The sequence below is a fragment of the Streptomyces sp. NPDC088910 genome, from assembly GCF_044749865.1.
Classification (GTDB): domain Bacteria; phylum Actinomycetota; class Actinomycetes; order Streptomycetales; family Streptomycetaceae; genus Actinacidiphila.
Genome location: NZ_JBIVIV010000015.1, coordinates 22,819 through 38,022, shown reverse-complemented (window position 1 = coordinate 38,022; position 15,204 = coordinate 22,819). Strand labels below are relative to the sequence as shown.

Here is a 15,204-nt window from a genome sequence, read left to right as displayed (position 1 = left end):
CTTTCCTTACTTGTCGGTAACAAGGTCTGGCGGGTGCCCTGTACGCGCCTTTATGGTGCGCTCATGCCCCAACTCCCCGATGTCGTGCTGTGGTCGATACCCGCCTTCGTACTGCTCACCGTCGTCGAGATGGTGAGCTACCGCTTTCACCCCGACGAGGACTCCGCCGGATACGGCACCAAGGACACCGCCGCGAGCCTGTCGATGGGTCTCGGCAGTCTGGTCACCGACGCGCTGTGGAAGATCCCGATCGTGGCGGTCTACTCCGGGCTCTACGCGGTGACCCCGCTGCGGGTGCCCGTCGAGTGGTGGACGCTGCCGCTGATACTGCTCGCGCAGGACTTCTTCTACTACTGGTCGCACCGCGGCCACCACATGATCCGCGTCCTGTGGGCCTGCCACGTCGTGCACCACTCCAGCCGGAAGTTCAACCTCTCCACGGCGCTGCGGCAGCCCTGGACCAGCCTCACCTCCTGGCCGTTCTACCTCCCGCTGATCGCCCTCGGCGTGCACCCGGCCGCCCTCGCGTTCTGCACCGCCGTCAGTCTCGTCTACCAGTTCTGGATCCACACCGAACGCGTCGGCAAGCTGCCCGCCCCGCTGGAGTTCACCCTCAACACCCCCTCGCACCACCGCGTCCACCACGCCTCGCAGGGCGGCTACCTCGACCGCAACTTCGGCGGCATCCTCATCGTCTGGGACCGCCTCTTCCGCTCCTTCACCCCCGAGACCGACGCCCCCGTCTACGGCCTCACCAAGAACATCGCCACCTACAACCCGCTGCGGGTCGCCACCCACGAGTACGCCGCCCTCGCCCGCGACCTCCGCGCCGCCCCCACCTGGCGCGCCCGCGCCGGCTACCTCTTCCGCGGCCCCGGCTGGCGCCCCGCGGACGCGGCCGGGCCGGCCCTGACGCGCGCCGCGCCCGACCTCGCGTCCAGCCCGTCCGGGATGTGAGGACCGCGGGCCCTCTGGCGTACCGTGGAGACGCCCCACCGACAACGAGCTGACCAGCGAGGACACCGCCATGCGCGCCACCGTGATCCAGGCACCCCACGACCTCAGGGTGGAGGAGGTGCCGGACGCGAGGATCCGGCGGCCCGGCGACGCGGTGGTCCGCGTGGTGCGCGCCTGCATCTGCGGAAGCGACCTGTGGGCGTACCGCGGCGAGTCGGCGCGCAAGCCCGGCCAGCGGATCGGCCACGAATTCCTCGGGGTGGTCGAGGAGACCGGCGCCGAGGTGGCGGGGCTGCGCCCCGGCGACCTGGTGGTGGCGCCCTTCGTGTGGTCGGACGGCGTGTGCGCGTACTGCGTCGAGGGCCTGACCACGTCGTGCGCGCACGGCGGCTTCTGGGGCTCGATCGGCGAGGAGGGGCAGTCCGACGGCGGCCAGGGCGAGGCCGTCCGGGTGCCGTACGCCGACGCCACGCTGGTGAAGCTGCCCGCGGCGGCGCTCAGCGACGAGCGGCTGCTGACCGCCCTGCTGTCGCTGTCCGACGTGCTGGGCACCGGCCACCACGCGGCGGTCGGCGCGGGCGTGCGGCCCGGCGCGACGGTGGCGGTGGTCGGGGACGGCGCGGTCGGCCTGTGCGGGGTCCTGGCCGCGAAGCGGCTGGGCGCCGAGCGGATCATCGCGCTCGGACGGCACACGTCGCGCACCGACATCGCGCGGGACTTCGGCGCCACCGACGTGGTCGCCGAGCGCGGCGACGAGGCCGTGGCGGCGGTACGTCAACTGACCGGCGGCCAGGGCGCGCACGCGGTGATCGAGGCGGTCGGCACCGAGCAGTCGATGCGCACCGCCGTCGGCATCACCCGCGACGGCGGCGCGATCGGCTACGTCGGCGTCCCGCACGGCAGCGGCACCGGTCTCGACCTCGGCGAGATGTTCGACCGCAACATCACCCTGCGCGGCGGCGTCGCGCCCGTCCGCACGTACATCCCGGAACTGCTCCCCGACGTGCTGGACGGCACCGTCGACCCGTCCCCGGTCTTCGACCTGACGGTCGGTCTCGAGGACGTGCCGAAGGGCTACCGCGCGATGGACGAGCGCACCGCCCTCAAGGTGCTGGTGAAGCCCTGAGGGCGGTACGCGGCCGGTAACGGCCGTGCGTGCGGGGCGTCTTGGCGGGCGCTACCGGGTGACGGCGTTCAGCGCGTCCACGATGCCGTGACCGTAGAAGCTGTTGTACGCCTTCGGCCCGGTGCAGGTGGCGTCCTGCGCGGGCCCGGTCGGGCAGCCGGGGTTGTTCGCCTCGATCTTGAGCAGCGCCTGGAGCTGCGCGGGCGAGGCGTGCGGGTGACGGCTCTTGATCAGCGCCGCGACCGCCGCCACGTGCGGGCTGGCCATCGAAGTGCCTTGGAGGTAGCCGTACGTGCCGCCGGGCAGCGTCGACAGGATGCGGCCGTTGCCGGACGGGGTGTCGGGGATCTGCCTGCTGTCGCCGCCGGGCGCGGCCACGTCGATCACGGTCAGGCCGTAACTGGAGTAGTACGACTTGAGGTTCTGGGCGCCGGTCGCGGAGACCGTCACGACGCCGGGCAGTTGGGTCGGGAGGTCGAGGCACACGTGCGGGTCGACGGTGCGGGTGACCGCGGTGGAGTCGTCCGGGCTCGATGTGTCGGTCAGGGCGTGGGAGTTGAGGTCGTCGTCGCTGTTGCCCGCGGCGGCGACGTTCAGTACGCCCTTGCGCTCGGAGTACGCGGCGGCGCGTCGCACGGCGTCCACGATGGCCCGCTGGTCGGGGTCGCTCGGGCAGTTGTAGAGCCACGGGTCGATGTAATAGCTGTTGTTGGTGACCGCGATGCCGTGGTCGGCGGCGAAGACGAAGGCGCAGACCACGCTCTCCGGGTAGAACAGCGCGGTGCCCGGCTCGCTGACCTTGATCGCCGCGATCTTCACGCCGGGCGCGACCCCGGCCACGCCGATCCCGTTGCGCGCGGCGGCGATCTCACCGGCCACGTGGGTGCCGTGGTAGTCGGCCGCCGGGTCCCAGGGGTGCCAGGCGCCCGGTGAGGTGTCGGCGACGCCGCCCACACAGCTCGCGGACTGCTTGGCGGAGAAGTTCGCCGCCAGGTCGGGGTGGGTGTCGTCCACGCCGGTGTCGATGATGCCGACGGTCACCTTGGAACTGCCCGGATTGACCCCGGCCGCCTTGTCGGCCCGGATCGCCCGCAGGTCCCACTGGTCCGCCTCAAGCGGCTCCTGGCCGGGCGCCTGGTGCGCCGAGGCGGCGGCCACCTCGGCCGCGGTCAGCGTCCGTACCCCGCCCGCCTGCGTCGTCGCGGACGGCTCGATGGCGGCGGTCCTGGTCGCGCCCGCGCTCCGTACGCCGTGGACGCGCCGCAGCGTCGCGCCGAAGTCCGGGTTGGCCGAGTGCACGACGATGACGCCTATCCGGTCGTACGCGATCACCACCTGGCCGCCCGCCCGCTCTATCGCGTGCTCCACCGACCGCTGCGTGCCGCGCCCGCCGTCGATGTTGACGACGTACGACAGCAACGGGCCGTCCGTGCGCGGCGGTTGAGAGCCGTGCGCGGCGGCGGAGGCGCCGGGGGCGGAGGAAGCGGAGGAAGCGGAGGCCGGGGCGGCTCCGGGGAGTACGGCGAGGGCGGCTGCCGTCACCAGACCGAGACCGGCCGCGAGCGCGCGGCGGCGCCGGGGGAGGCCGGGAAGCGGAACCATGGGATCTCCAATCGTCCATCAGCCGTGGGACGGCAGGGTCTGCCGTCCGACGTGTGCATGACGAAGGAAACTAGTGCCCAACGGCCGGTCAAAGAAGCGCAATTCCATGGATCGGTCGGAATTTCCCCGTGGCCGACGGCGGTTCAGCCATACCGGCGGCCGGATCGCAGCGCGGCGATGCTCAGCGGCGGCAGTCGGACCCGCCGCGCGTACCAGCCGGTGGGCGCGGCGGCGCCGGTTCCCTGCCGGGCGGCGGCAGGTCCCGTGAACAGGTCGGCGGGCAGGTCGGCGGGCAGCCGTACGCTCCCGTACGGCCTGCGGGCCGGGAGCTGCGGCCGGTGCGACGGGGGAGGAGGGGGCGGGGGCGGAGGTGGGGTCATCGCGGCGAGTCCTCGGCGGTCCTGGGCGGCGGTCCCCGGCCCGCGGAGCGGCGGGGGACGGTGACGGCGTGGTGGGCGCCGCCGGGCTGTCCAACGAACCGGCCGCGCCGCGGTGTCGGTGTGCGGCGCCCGGTGACCTGGTCGCGGGACACGGGCGGCCCGGCCGGGCGGCCCGGCCGGGCGTGCGGAGACGCCGGGCCGGACGGCGAGCCGACGGGACCGGACGCCGAGCCAACGGGACGGGACGCCGAGCAGCCGTTTCAACAAACTGTTGTAATTTGGCGCCCGTCGCGTACGCTGCACCGACAGGCCCCCACCCGCCCGGCGGCCCCGCCGGGTTGTCCGTGTGACGTCATAGGGTGGAGGAACGGCGGCGCGCCGAGCGCCCGCCGCAGGAGCGACGGCGCGCGAGCGTCCAGGAGGGAGGCGGAGCCCGTGCTGATCGACACCTACGGCCGAGTGGCGACCGACCTGCGCGTCTCCCTCACCGACCGCTGCAATCTGCGCTGCACCTACTGCATGCCGGAAGAGGGCCTCCAGTGGCTGGCCAAGCCCGACCTGCTCACGGACGACGAGATCGTCCGGATGGTCGGGATCGCGGTCCACGAGCTGGGCGTCACCGATGTCCGCTTCACCGGCGGCGAGCCGCTGCTGCGGCCCGGCCTGGTCGGCATCGTCGAGCGCTGCGCCGCCCTGGAGCCGCGCCCCCGGCTGTCGCTGACCACCAACGGCATCGGCCTGCGCCGCACCGCCGACGCGCTGCGCGCCGCGGGTCTCGACCGGGTCAATGTCTCCCTCGACACCCTGCGCCCCGAGGTCTTCCACACCCTCACCCGCCGCGACCGGCACCACGACGTCGTCGCGGGCATGGCGGCGGCGGCCGACGCGGGCCTGACCCCGGTGAAGATCAACACGGTGCTGATGCGCGGTGTCAACGACGACGAGGCCCCCGACCTGCTGGCCTGGGCCGTCGAGCGGGGATACGAGCTGCGGTTCATCGAGCAGATGCCGCTGGACGCGCAGCACGGCTGGCAGCGCACCGACATGGTCACCGCCGACGAGATACTCGACCGCCTGCGGACCCGCTTCACCCTGACCCCCGAGGGCGAGACGGTCCGCGGCTCCGCGCCCGCCGAGCGCTGGCTGGTCGACGGCGGCCCGGCCACGGTCGGCGTCATCGGCTCGGTCACCCGGCCGTTCTGCCGCGCCTGCGACCGCACCCGGCTCACCGCCGACGGCCAGGTCCGCAACTGCCTGTTCGCCCGCGAGGAGTCCGACCTGCGCGGCCCGCTGCGCTCCGGCGCCGACGACGAGCGGATGGCGGAGCTGTGGCGGGCGGCGATGTGGGGCAAGAAGGCGGGCTCGGGCCTCGACGACCCGGCCTTCCTCCAGCCCGACCGCCCCATGTCGGCCATCGGCGGCTGAACCGCCGCACCCTGAGGCCGCTCGGAGAACCGCCGCACCCTGAGGCCGCTCGGAGAACCGCCGCACCCGGAGCCCCCAGAGCCCCGTCGCGCCGCTACCGCTCCCGCTCTCCCCGCTCCCACTCCGCCAGCGGCACGACGTCCTTCAGGAACCCGCGCATCCCCAGGAACTGCGACAGGTGCTCGCGGTGCTCGTCGCACGCCAGCCACGTCTTGCGCCGCTCCGGCGTGTGGATCTTGGGGTTGTTCCAGGCCAGCACCCACACGGCGGGGGTACGGCAGTCCTTGGCCGAGCAGATCGGCTTCTCGTTCTCGTTCACAGCGTTCCCGGCATCGCTCACGACGCCCAGTAAACAGAACCGCCGCTGGACATGGCGACGCCGGGCAGCCACGGGGGGAGCCGCCCGGCGTCGGTCCGTCGCTCCGACGGGGGATGCGGAGCGCGTACGAAGTATGTCACGCGCTCAACCGTCCGTGGAGTGGAACTTCACGATTGATCTGAGCTTTTCTTGAGGTTCGGCGGCACGGGTACCGGCACCGGCTCGCCGTAGCCCTCAGGATCGGACGGATCGCCCATTTCGAGCATCGGCCTGGCCTGCGGAAGGACGAACGACGACGGCAGTGAGGGCACGTTCTCCCGGCCCGCGTTCGCGAACACCACCGCCACGTACGGCAGGAGCAGCCCGACCACGAGCATCCCCCAGGCCAGTACCCGCTCCACGTCCCAGAGCACCACGGTGAGGATCACCGAGAGAGTACGGATCGACATCGAGATGATGTACCTGCGCTGCCGTCCGGCCACGTCCTCGGTCAGACCGGTACGCGCTCCCGTGATCTGGAAGACCTCAGGCCCGCCCTGCTTCCGCATCGCGCTCCACCACCCGCTCGCTCCGCCGGACTCTCCTGAGCACGGGTCGGCGCCCGGCCCGGCCTCACCACGGTACGCCGCGTACCGCCCGCCTTCGATAGCGGGGGCACCATCCGTGCGGCGCCGCTGTCGGGCCGTACGGCGGACGGCCCACTCGACATGCGGCGTAGCCGGAGCGGGCACAGACTGGCCGGACGAGTTCCGGGCGTACGCCGTCCGGACGCGAGGAGGCGAGTGACATGGGTTGGTTGTGGGCGATCATCGTCGGTCTGGTGCTGGGTCTGATCGCCAAGGCGATCCTCCCCGGCAAGCAGTCCCTGCCGCTGTGGCTCACCGTGATCTGCGGTATGGGCGGCAGCATTCTCGGCAACGCCGTGTCGACCTGGATCGGCGTCAACGACACCAAGGGCATCGACTGGACCCGGCACGTGCTGCAACTCATCGGCGCCGTCGTCGTCGTGGCGATCGGCGACGCCCTGTGGTCGATGTTCAAGGGCACGCGCAAGACCGCCGCACCGCGGTGACGCCCGCACCGCGGTGACGCTCAGCCCGTGGGGTGCCGCCGCAGCCACCGCGGCGGCACCCGGTCGGTCAGCCACACGCCGTTGGCGCTGATCCGGAAGACATGGCCCTCGGCGGCCAGCCCCCTGGCGTCCACCGCGAGCACCACAGGACGGCCGTGCCGTGATCCCACGCGCACGGCCGTCTCCACGTCCCGTCCACCCATCCGGCCTCGTCGAGAGTGAGGCCGACGCTGTCGGGCCGGTGCCGCAGCACCATCGACAGGAACCTGGAGATCCTGACCGTCTTCTTCTCGTCGGGCACGGGCGTCAGACCCCCTGGCTGACCGAACTCATGTTGAAGTCCGGAATCCGCAGGGCCGGGGCGGCGGCCCTGGTGAAGTAGTCGCTCCACTCGCGCGGCAGCGTCCGCTCGGTGCGGCCCGCCTCGGCGGCGCGGCCGAGCAGGTCCACCGGGGACTCGTTGAAACGGAAGTTGTTGACCTCGCCGGTCACCTCGCCGTTCTCCACCAGATAGACGCCGTCGCGGGTGAGGCCGGTCAGCAGCAGCGTGGCCGGGTCGACCTCGCGGATGTACCACAGGCAGGTCAGCAGCAGACCGCGCTCGGTGGCCGCGACCATCTCGTCCAGCGACCGCTCGCCGCCGCCGTCCAGCACCAGGTTGTCGGCGGCGGGCGCGACCGGCAGGCCGGTCAGCCCGGCGCTGTGCCGGGTGGTGGTGAGCCGGGCGAGCGAGCCCTCGTGGATCCAGTTCACCGGCTCCACCGGCAGCCCGTTGTCGAACACCGAGGTGTCGTCGCCCGAGGAGTGCGCGATCACGAACGGCGCCGCCTCCAGGCCGGGCTCCGCCGGGTCGCTGCGCAGGGTCAGCGGCAGCGGCGACAGCTTCTCGCCGACCCGGGTCCCGCCGCCGGGCTTGCTGAAGACCGTACGGCCCTCGGCGGCGTCCCGGGCCGCGGCCGACCAGAACTGGTAGATCATCAGGTCCGCGACGGCCGACGGCGGCAGCAGCGTCTCGTACCGGCCCGCGGGCAGGTCGATCCGGCGCTCGGCCCAGACCAGCCGGCGGGCCAGGTCGGCGTCCATCGCCAGCGGGTCCACGTCGGTGAAGTCGCGGGTGGCCGCGCCCGCCCACGCCGAGCGCCTGCGGTCGGGGGACTTCGCGTTCACCTCAAGGGTGCCGGTCGGCTGGTCGTGCCGCAGCCGCAGCCCGGCCGAGGTGCCCAGATACGTCGACGTCACCGAGTGGAAGGCGAAGCCGTACAGCTCACGGCCGCCCGCCCGCGCCGTCGCGAACGCCTCGCCGAGCGCGGGCGCGAAGGACGCGAAGACGTCGGAGTTGGTCTCGGCGGGCCCGTCGGTGAAGGCCGCCGAGTGCGGCACGCCCGTCACCAGCGGCTGCGCGTCCTCGGCGGGACCGGCCTCGCGGGCCGCCGCCTCGGCCGCCCGTACCAGCGGCTCCAGCTCGTCGGCGGTCACGGCCGAGCGGGACACCACACCGGACGCGGTGCCCTCGGCGCCGTCCACGGTGGCGATCACGGTGAGGGTACGGCCGCGCGTGACGCCGTTGGTGGTCAGGGAGTTGGCCGCCCAGCGCAGATTCGCGCTGGACTCCTCCTGGGCGATCACCACGCAGCCGTCCGCGTTCGACAGCTCAAGCGCCCGTTCGACGATCTCGTGCGGCTTGGTCGTCACGCTGCTCATCGTCCGGCCTCCTGGGTGGTGTTGAGAATGCTGACGCCCCGGAAGAGGGCGGCCGGGCAGCCGTGGCTGACGGCCGCGACCTGGCCCGGCTGGGCCTTGCCGCAGTTGAAGGCACCGCCGAGCACATACGTCTGCGGGCCGCCGACGGCGTCCATCGAGCCCCAGAAGTCGGTGGTGGTGGCCTGGTAGGCGACGTCCTTGAGCTGGCCCGCGAGCCGCCCGTTCTCGATCCGGAAGAACCGCTGCCCGGTGAACTGGAAGTTGTAGCGCTGCATGTCGATGGACCACGAGCGGTCGCCGACCACGTAGATGCCACGTTCGACGCCGCCGATCAGCTCTTCGGTCGAAGGGCCGTCGGGCGCGGGCCGCAGCGAGACGTTCGCCATCCGCTGCACCGGGACATGGCCGGGGGAGTCGGCGTACGCGCAGCCGTTGGACCGCTCGAAGCCGGTGAGCTTCGCGATCCGCCGGTCGAGCTGGTAGCCGACGAGCGTGCCGTCCTTGATCAGGTCCCAGGACTGTCCCGCCACGCCCTCGTCGTCGAAGCCGACGGTGGCCAGGCCGTGCTCCGCCGTACGGTCACCGGTCACATTCATCAGCGGCGAGCCGTACTTGAGCGTGCCGAGCTGGTCGAAGGTGGCGAAGGAGGTGCCCGCGTACGCCGCCTCGTACCCCAGCGCGCGGTCCAACTCCGTGGCGTGGCCGATCGATTCGTGGATCGTCAGCCACAGGTTGGACGGGTCGACCACCAGGTCGTACGCGCCCGCCTCGACCGAGGGCGCGCGCATCTTCTCGGCCAGCAGCTCCGGGATACGGGCCAGCTCCGCGTCCCAGTCCCAGCCGTGGTCCGCGCCGGTCAGATACTCCCAGCCGCGGCCGACCGGCGGCGCGAGCGTGCGCATCGAGTCGAAGTCGCCGCTGTCGCCGTCGACGGCGACAGCGGTGAGCTGCGAATGGAGGCGGACGCGCTGCTGCGTGGTCGTGGTGCCCGCGGTGTCCGCGTAGAACTTGTTCTCCTGCACGGTCATCAGCGAGGCGTCCGCGTGGTCGACCCCGTCGGCCGCCAGCAGCCGGGCGCTCCACTCCGCGAGCAGCGCCGTCTTCTCCGCGTCCGGCACGTCGAACGGGTTGATGTCGTACGCCGACACCCACACCCGGTCCGCGTGCACCGGCTCGTCGGCCAGCTCCACCCGCTCCCGCGACCCCGCCGCCGCGATCACCTTCGCGGACAGCTTGGCCATCGCGACCGCCTGCGAGGCGACCTTGGCCGCCGCGTCCATCGTCAGGTCGACCCCGGAGGCGAAGCCCCAGGCGCCGCCGTGCACCACCCGTACCGCGTACCCCAGATCGGTGGTGTCGGAGGTGCCCGACGGGCGCGCGTCGCGCAGCCGCCAGGTCGCGCCGCGCACCCGCTCCAGCCGGAAATCGGCGTGGTCCGCGCCCAGCGCGCGGGCGCGGGCCAGTGCGGCGTCGGCGAGTGCCCGCAGGGGCAGCGCCAGGAATGACTGATCGACCTCATGAGGCACGACGAACTTCCCCTTCGACCGTTCGACAGGTATCCGCAGTGAATCATGTCCCCCCGACCGCCAGCGCGTGCTTTTCCGCAGGACGCGGCGTGTGCCGGGGCGGGCGGCCGGCGAATCGTCAGATGCCAATCCGTGCCGAGACCTTGAGGTTGGTCCAGACCAATCTCTATGCTCATGACGCCGCCCTCACTCCTGTCCGCTGCACCACACTCCGCACGACGAGGAGCCCCCCACATGTCAGTACGCCGTAATGCCGCCGCGGTCGGCGCGGTCGGCGCCGCCGCCTTGACGATTGCCGCGCTCACGCCGGTGACCGCCAGCGCCCACGGCGCGCTCAGCGCACCGGTCAGCCGGATCTCCGGCTGCTTCGCCGAAGGCCCCGAACACCCCCAGTCGCAGGTCTGCAAGGACCTGGTCGCCGACAGCGGCACCCAGCCGCTGTACGACTGGAACGAGGTGAACATCGCCAACGCCAACGGCCAGAGCCGCACGATCATCCCCGACGGCCACCTCTGCTCGGCCAACCGCGACAAGTACCGGGCGCTGGACTGGGCCCGCACCGACTGGCCCGCCACCGCGGTCTCGGCGGGCACCACCACCGTCAACTTCCGTGTCACCGCGCCGCACAAGGGCACGATGACGCTCTACATCACCAAGGCCGGATACGACCCGACCAAGCCGCTCAAGTGGTCCGACCTGGACGCCACCCCGATCGCCGTCTACAACACCGTCGCCTCCGCGACGAACGGCTACTACACCTTCAACGCCACCCTGCCCAGCCGCACCGGCAGGCAGCTCATCTACCAGGTGTGGCAGCGCAGTGACAGCCCCGAGGCCTTCTACGGCTGCTCCGATGTCGTCTTCGGCCAGGGGGTACAAGCGGCGGCGGTCGCCGCGCCCCAGGCGCCGACCGACCGGCAGATCGCGGCCGGCGCGTCCAAGTCCACCGTCAGCCACCACGGTCACGGCGGCGACGTCGCCGTGACATCCACCACGGCGAAGCTCGCGACCAGCGACGTGACCGACAACCGCGCGGCCACCGGCACCCTGGAGACCGCCCTGTCCGGCAGCGCCGTTCTGGCGTCGGGCGCCGTGGGACTGCTGCTCTGGAGCCGCCGCAGGGCCGCCGCCCGCGCGAACGGCTGACCCATGGTTCTGTAGGAAACCCACAGGGACCACGGGAGCAGCCTGTCGGGGCCGATTCCCCGGATCGGTGCGAGGACCGATAGCTTTTCACGGAGAAACTCACGACTGAGGGAGTGATCCGTTGAGCCGCTCGGTTCTCGTCACCGGAGGCAACCGGGGCATCGGCCTCGCCATCGCGCGTGCCTTCGCCGACGCGGGCGACAAGGTCGCCATCACCTACCGCTCGGGTGAGCCGCCCGCCGAACTGGTGGCGCTCGGCTGCCTGGCCGTCCGCTGCGACATCACCGACCCCGAGCAGGTGGAACAGGCTTACAAGGAGATCGAGGAGAAGCACGGGAACGTGGAGGTGCTGGTCGCCAACGCCGGCATCACCAAGGACCAGCTCCTCATGCGGATGTCGGAGGAGGACTTCACGTCCGTCCTCGACACCAACCTCACCGGAACCTTCCGGGTCGTGAAGCGCGCGAACCGCGGCATGCTGCGGGCCAAGAAGGGCCGCGTCGTCCTGATCTCCTCCGTGGTCGGGCTGCTGGGCTCCGCGGGACAGGCCAACTACGCGGCCTCCAAGGCGGGGCTGGTCGGCTTCGCCCGCTCGCTCGCCCGTGAACTGGGCTCGCGCAACATCACCTTCAACGTCGTGGCGCCCGGTTTCGTCGACACCGACATGACCCAGGCGCTCACCGACGAGCAGCGCGAGGGCATCGTGGCGCAGGTGCCCCTCGGCCGCTACGCGAAGCCCGAGGAGATCGCCGCGACGGTGCGGTTCCTCACCTCGGACGACGCCTCGTACATCACTGGAGCCGTCATCCCCGTTGACGGCGGATTGGGCATGGGTCACTGAGAACATGAGCGGAATCCTCGACGGTAAGCGCATCCTCATCACGGGTGTGCTGATGGAGTCCTCCATCGCCTTCCACGCCGCCAAGCTGGCCCAGGAGCAGGGTGCCGAGATCATCCTGACCGCCTTCCCCCGGCCCACCCTCACCGAGCGCGTCGCCAAGAAGCTGCCCAAGCCGGTCAAGGTCATCGAGCTGGACGTGACCAACACCGAGCACCTGGAGCGTCTTGAGAAGGTGGTCCGCGAGGAGCTGGGCGGCCTCGACGGTGTCGTGCACTCCATCGGGTTCGCCCCCCAGGACGCCATGGGCGGCAACTTCCTCAACACGTCGTTCGAGTCCGTCGCGACGGCCATGCACGTCTCCGCGTTCTCGCTGAAGTCGCTCACCATGGCGTGCATGCCGCTCATGCCCGCGTACGACAGCGCCACCGGCGCGGGCGGCGGCTCGGTCGTCGGCCTCACCTTCGACGCGCAGTACACCTGGACCGGTTACGACTGGATGGGCCCGGCCAAGGCGGCACTCGAGGCCACCTCCCGCTACCTCGCCCGTGACCTCGGCCCGCGCAATGTGCGCTGCAATCTGGTCTCGGCCGGGCCGATCGGCTCGATGGCCGCCAAGTCCATCCCGAGCTTCGGCGAGCTGTCGGACACCTGGAACCACCTCTCCCCGCTGGAGTGGAACACCGCCGACCCCGAGCCCGCCGGGCGCGGTGTCGTGGCGCTGCTCTCCGACTGGTTCCCGAAGACGACCGGCGAGATCATCCACGTGGACGGCGGCCTGCACGCCGTCGGCGGCTGACCACCCCGAGGACTGTGGCAGGGCCCCCGTACCGACCGGTGCGGGGGCTCCGCCGTGTACGGCCCCGCCAGGTCAGGCGGGTGAGGCGGGTCAGGAAGGCCATGCGGGTCAGGGCGGGTCAGGGCGGGTCAGGCCAGCGTCGTGCCGAAGCGGCAGTGGAAGGCGTGGTCGCGGGCCTCGGCCGCGGCGCGCTCCGGGTCGGCCGCGCGGATCGCGTCGACCAGCCGCGCGTGGTCGAGATGGTCCTCGGGCCGCAGGTCGGTGCCGACGTCGGCCCGCAGGAAGTCCCGCAGCACCTCGCCGAGGTCGGCGTAGAGCGCGGTGAGCACGTCATTGTGCGAGGCGGCCACCACCGCCAGGTGCATGGTCGCGTCGGCCTCGACGAAGGACTCCGCGTCGCCCGACTCCCAGGCCCGTTCGCGCCGGTCGAGCGCCGCGTCGAGCTGCGCCAGGTCGGCGTCGGTACGGCGCTGCGCCGCCAGACCCGCGGCCGTCCCCTCCAGCGAGCCGCGCAGCTCGGCCACGTGCAGGGGGTCGGAGTCGGCGAAGCGCGCCCGCATCACTCCGGCCAGTTCGCTGGTGGCCACCACATAGGTGCCGGAGCCCTGCCGGATGTCGAGCAGACCGTTGTGGGCGAGCGCCCGCACCGCCTCGCGGACGGTGTTGCGCGCCACCCCCAGTTGCTCCACCAGCTCCGGTTCGGTGGGGATACGGGAGCCGACCGGCCAGGCGCCCGAGGTGATCTGGGCGCGGAGGCTGCCGATCGTACGGTCGGCGAGCGTGGTGTGCCTGGGCACTGGACCGAGATTCATCCCATCATTCTATGATGGGGAAATGCGTGACGACGAATCCCTCGCCCTCGACCCCGCCCGGACGCCGCAGACGGCCCCGCCGACGGCACGAACGACGGCCTCCGTGACGGCCGCGGAACCCGTACCGGACACGGGCTCCGGCCCGGTCCCGGCCACCGGCCCGACCGCCGCCCCGGCCCGGGACCGTACCGGCACCGCATCCGCCGCCGCATCCGCCGCCGCGCCCGCCGCCGGTCTCGCCGGGAACCCCTGGCTGCGCCGCCTCGTCGTCGCCGGTCTCGTCCTGGCCGCGCTCAACCTCCGCCCCGGCATCACCAGCCTCGGCGCCCTGCTCAAGGAGGTCCGCGACGGCCTCGGCATGAGCGGCACCATGGCGGGCCTGCTCACCTCCGTACCCTCCGCGTGCTTCGCGCTCTTCGGCTTCGCCGCCCCGAGGCTGGCCCGCCGCCACGGCCCCGGCGCCGTGATCTGCGTCGGCATGGCCGCCATCACCGCCGGGCTCGCGCTGCGCCCGCTGGCCGGGAACACCGCGATCTTCCTGGCCCTCAGCGCCCTCGCCCTCGGCGGCATCGCCGTCTCCAACGTGCTGATGCCGGTGATCGTCAAGCGCTACTTCCCCGACCGGGTCGGCGCGATGACCGGCCTGTACTCCATGGCCCTCTCCCTCGGCACCGCCCTCGCCGCCGCCGTCACCGTCCCCATGACCCACGCCATGGGCCACGGCTGGCGGCTCGGCCTCGGCGTGTGGGCCGCGCTGGCCGCCGTCGCCGTGGTGCCCTGGCTCGCGCTGGTCCGCGACCGTACGGGCGCACCGCCCGCCACCGGCGCCCGGAAGGACGCCGCGGCCGTCAACACCGACGCGGCCCGGAAGAGTGACGCGGCGCGCGCCGCGGACGGCGGCCACGGCCGTATCACCGGCAGCCGTACCGCCTGGGCGCTCGCCTGCTTCTTCGGACTCCAGGCCACCGCCGCGTACATCACCATGGGCTGGATGCCGCAGATCTTCCGGGACGCCGGACTGTCCGCGGGCAAGGCGGGGCTGCTGCTCGCGGTCACCATGGTGATGGGCGTGCCGCTGTCCTTCGTGCTGCCGCCGCTCGCCGCCCGGATGCGGGCGCAGGGCCCGCTGGTCGTCCTGCTCGGCGCCTTCGGACTGGTCGGTTACGCGGGCCTGTGGGCCGCCCCGGCCGCCGCGCCGTGGGTGTGGGCGCTGCTGCTCGGCATCGCCAACTGCGCCTTCCCGCTGGCCCTGACGATGATCGGGATGCGGTCGCGGACCGGCGCGGGAGTCGTCCGGCTGTCCGCCTTCGCGCAGAGCACCGGCTATCTGATCTCGATCCCCGGACCGATCCTCGTCGGCACCCTCAACCAGGCCAGCGGCGGCTGGGGGCTGCCGATCGCCTTCATGATCGCGCTGATGGTGCCGCAGATCGTCTGCGGGGTGCTCGCCGGGCGGCGGCGACACATCGAGGACGAACTGTGACCCCGGTGCGGCGGCACG

15 protein-coding genes and 1 pseudogene are annotated in these 15,204 nt (G+C 72.3%); 8 read left to right on the top strand and 8 right to left on the bottom strand.

Features of this window, described 5'->3' with window-relative positions; all coding sequences use genetic code 11:
- Positions 1 to 63 precede the first annotated feature (63 nt).
- Positions 64 to 957: a sterol desaturase family protein gene (locus ACIP4Z_RS29500; protein WP_401313198.1), complete on the top strand. Its 894-nt coding sequence runs from the start codon at positions 64 to 66 to the stop codon at positions 955 to 957.
- Between the two features lie 70 nt (positions 958 to 1,027).
- Complete coding sequence (locus ACIP4Z_RS29495) at positions 1,028 to 2,083, top strand: zinc-dependent alcohol dehydrogenase family protein (RefSeq protein WP_355333695.1); 1,056 nt, start codon at positions 1,028 to 1,030, stop codon at positions 2,081 to 2,083.
- A gap of 51 nt (positions 2,084 to 2,134) precedes the next feature.
- On the opposite strand, the gene ACIP4Z_RS29490 is transcribed toward ACIP4Z_RS29495, so the two are convergent.
- Complete coding sequence (locus ACIP4Z_RS29490; RefSeq protein WP_401313195.1) at positions 2,135 to 3,685, bottom strand: S8 family peptidase; 1,551 nt, start codon at positions 3,683 to 3,685, stop codon at positions 2,135 to 2,137.
- Between the two features lie 143 nt (positions 3,686 to 3,828).
- A complete protein-coding gene (locus ACIP4Z_RS29485; RefSeq protein WP_401313192.1) occupies positions 3,829 to 4,065 on the bottom strand; it encodes a hypothetical protein in 237 nt (78 codons plus the stop codon).
- A 435-nt stretch (positions 4,066 to 4,500) separates the two neighbouring features.
- Here ACIP4Z_RS29485 and moaA point away from each other — a divergent pair, with 435 nt between their 5' ends.
- Positions 4,501 to 5,490, top strand: a complete 990-nt coding sequence (gene moaA, locus ACIP4Z_RS29480) for a GTP 3',8-cyclase MoaA (RefSeq protein WP_355333688.1) — start codon at positions 4,501 to 4,503, stop codon at positions 5,488 to 5,490.
- Between the two features lie 94 nt (positions 5,491 to 5,584).
- Here moaA and ACIP4Z_RS29475 read toward each other — a convergent pair whose 3' ends face one another.
- Entirely contained in the window at positions 5,585 to 5,830 is a 246-nt protein-coding gene (locus ACIP4Z_RS29475; protein WP_401313189.1) for a hypothetical protein, read from the bottom strand.
- A 146-nt stretch (positions 5,831 to 5,976) separates the two neighbouring features.
- On the bottom strand, positions 5,977 to 6,357 hold the full coding sequence (locus ACIP4Z_RS29470; RefSeq protein ID WP_355333686.1) for a DUF3099 domain-containing protein: 381 nt from the start codon (positions 6,355 to 6,357) through the stop codon (positions 5,977 to 5,979).
- Between the two features lie 239 nt (positions 6,358 to 6,596).
- On the opposite strand from ACIP4Z_RS29470, the gene ACIP4Z_RS29465 reads away from it, so the two are divergent.
- Positions 6,597 to 6,881, top strand: coding sequence for a GlsB/YeaQ/YmgE family stress response membrane protein (locus tag ACIP4Z_RS29465; protein ID WP_355333683.1), 285 nt, complete (start codon positions 6,597 to 6,599; stop codon positions 6,879 to 6,881).
- Positions 6,882 to 6,901: 20 nt separating this feature from the next.
- Here the strand turns inward: ACIP4Z_RS29465 and ACIP4Z_RS29460 are convergent.
- From ACIP4Z_RS29460 to ACIP4Z_RS29450, 3 genes and pseudogenes are all read right to left on the bottom strand, one after another.
- Positions 6,902 to 7,137, bottom strand: a pseudogene (locus ACIP4Z_RS29460) (RNA 2'-phosphotransferase).
- A 50-nt stretch (positions 7,138 to 7,187) separates the two neighbouring features.
- Positions 7,188 to 8,582 (bottom strand): metallopeptidase TldD-related protein, encoded by a 1,395-nt coding sequence (locus ACIP4Z_RS29455; protein ID WP_355333681.1) that lies wholly within the window; start codon positions 8,580 to 8,582, stop codon positions 7,188 to 7,190.
- Complete coding sequence (locus ACIP4Z_RS29450; protein WP_355333678.1) at positions 8,579 to 10,108, bottom strand: TldD/PmbA family protein; 1,530 nt, start codon at positions 10,106 to 10,108, stop codon at positions 8,579 to 8,581. Before ACIP4Z_RS29450 ends, ACIP4Z_RS29455 begins: the two co-directional genes overlap by 4 nt.
- A gap of 234 nt (positions 10,109 to 10,342) precedes the next feature.
- Here ACIP4Z_RS29450 and ACIP4Z_RS29445 point away from each other — a divergent pair, with 234 nt between their 5' ends.
- The 3 genes from ACIP4Z_RS29445 to fabI all read left to right on the top strand — a co-directional run bounded on the left by ACIP4Z_RS29445 (position 10,343) and on the right by fabI (position 12,891).
- Positions 10,343 to 11,254, top strand: coding sequence for a lytic polysaccharide monooxygenase (locus ACIP4Z_RS29445; protein WP_355333676.1), 912 nt, complete (start codon positions 10,343 to 10,345; stop codon positions 11,252 to 11,254).
- A gap of 121 nt (positions 11,255 to 11,375) precedes the next feature.
- Positions 11,376 to 12,095 (top strand): 3-oxoacyl-[acyl-carrier-protein] reductase, encoded by a 720-nt coding sequence (gene fabG, locus ACIP4Z_RS29440; protein WP_188281889.1) that lies wholly within the window; start codon positions 11,376 to 11,378, stop codon positions 12,093 to 12,095.
- Between the two features lie 4 nt (positions 12,096 to 12,099).
- Positions 12,100 to 12,891, top strand: coding sequence for an enoyl-ACP reductase FabI (fabI, locus tag ACIP4Z_RS29435; RefSeq protein WP_355333673.1), 792 nt, complete (start codon positions 12,100 to 12,102; stop codon positions 12,889 to 12,891).
- Positions 12,892 to 13,019: 128 nt separating this feature from the next.
- Here fabI and ACIP4Z_RS29430 read toward each other — a convergent pair whose 3' ends face one another.
- Positions 13,020 to 13,703, bottom strand: a complete 684-nt coding sequence (locus ACIP4Z_RS29430) for an FCD domain-containing protein (protein ID WP_391044216.1) — start codon at positions 13,701 to 13,703, stop codon at positions 13,020 to 13,022.
- 22 nt (positions 13,704 to 13,725) lie between these two features.
- Here ACIP4Z_RS29430 and ACIP4Z_RS29425 point away from each other — a divergent pair, with 22 nt between their 5' ends.
- A complete protein-coding gene (locus tag ACIP4Z_RS29425; protein ID WP_401313180.1) occupies positions 13,726 to 15,186 on the top strand; it encodes a CynX/NimT family MFS transporter in 1,461 nt (486 codons plus the stop codon).
- The last annotated feature ends 18 nt before the right edge of the window (positions 15,187 to 15,204 follow it).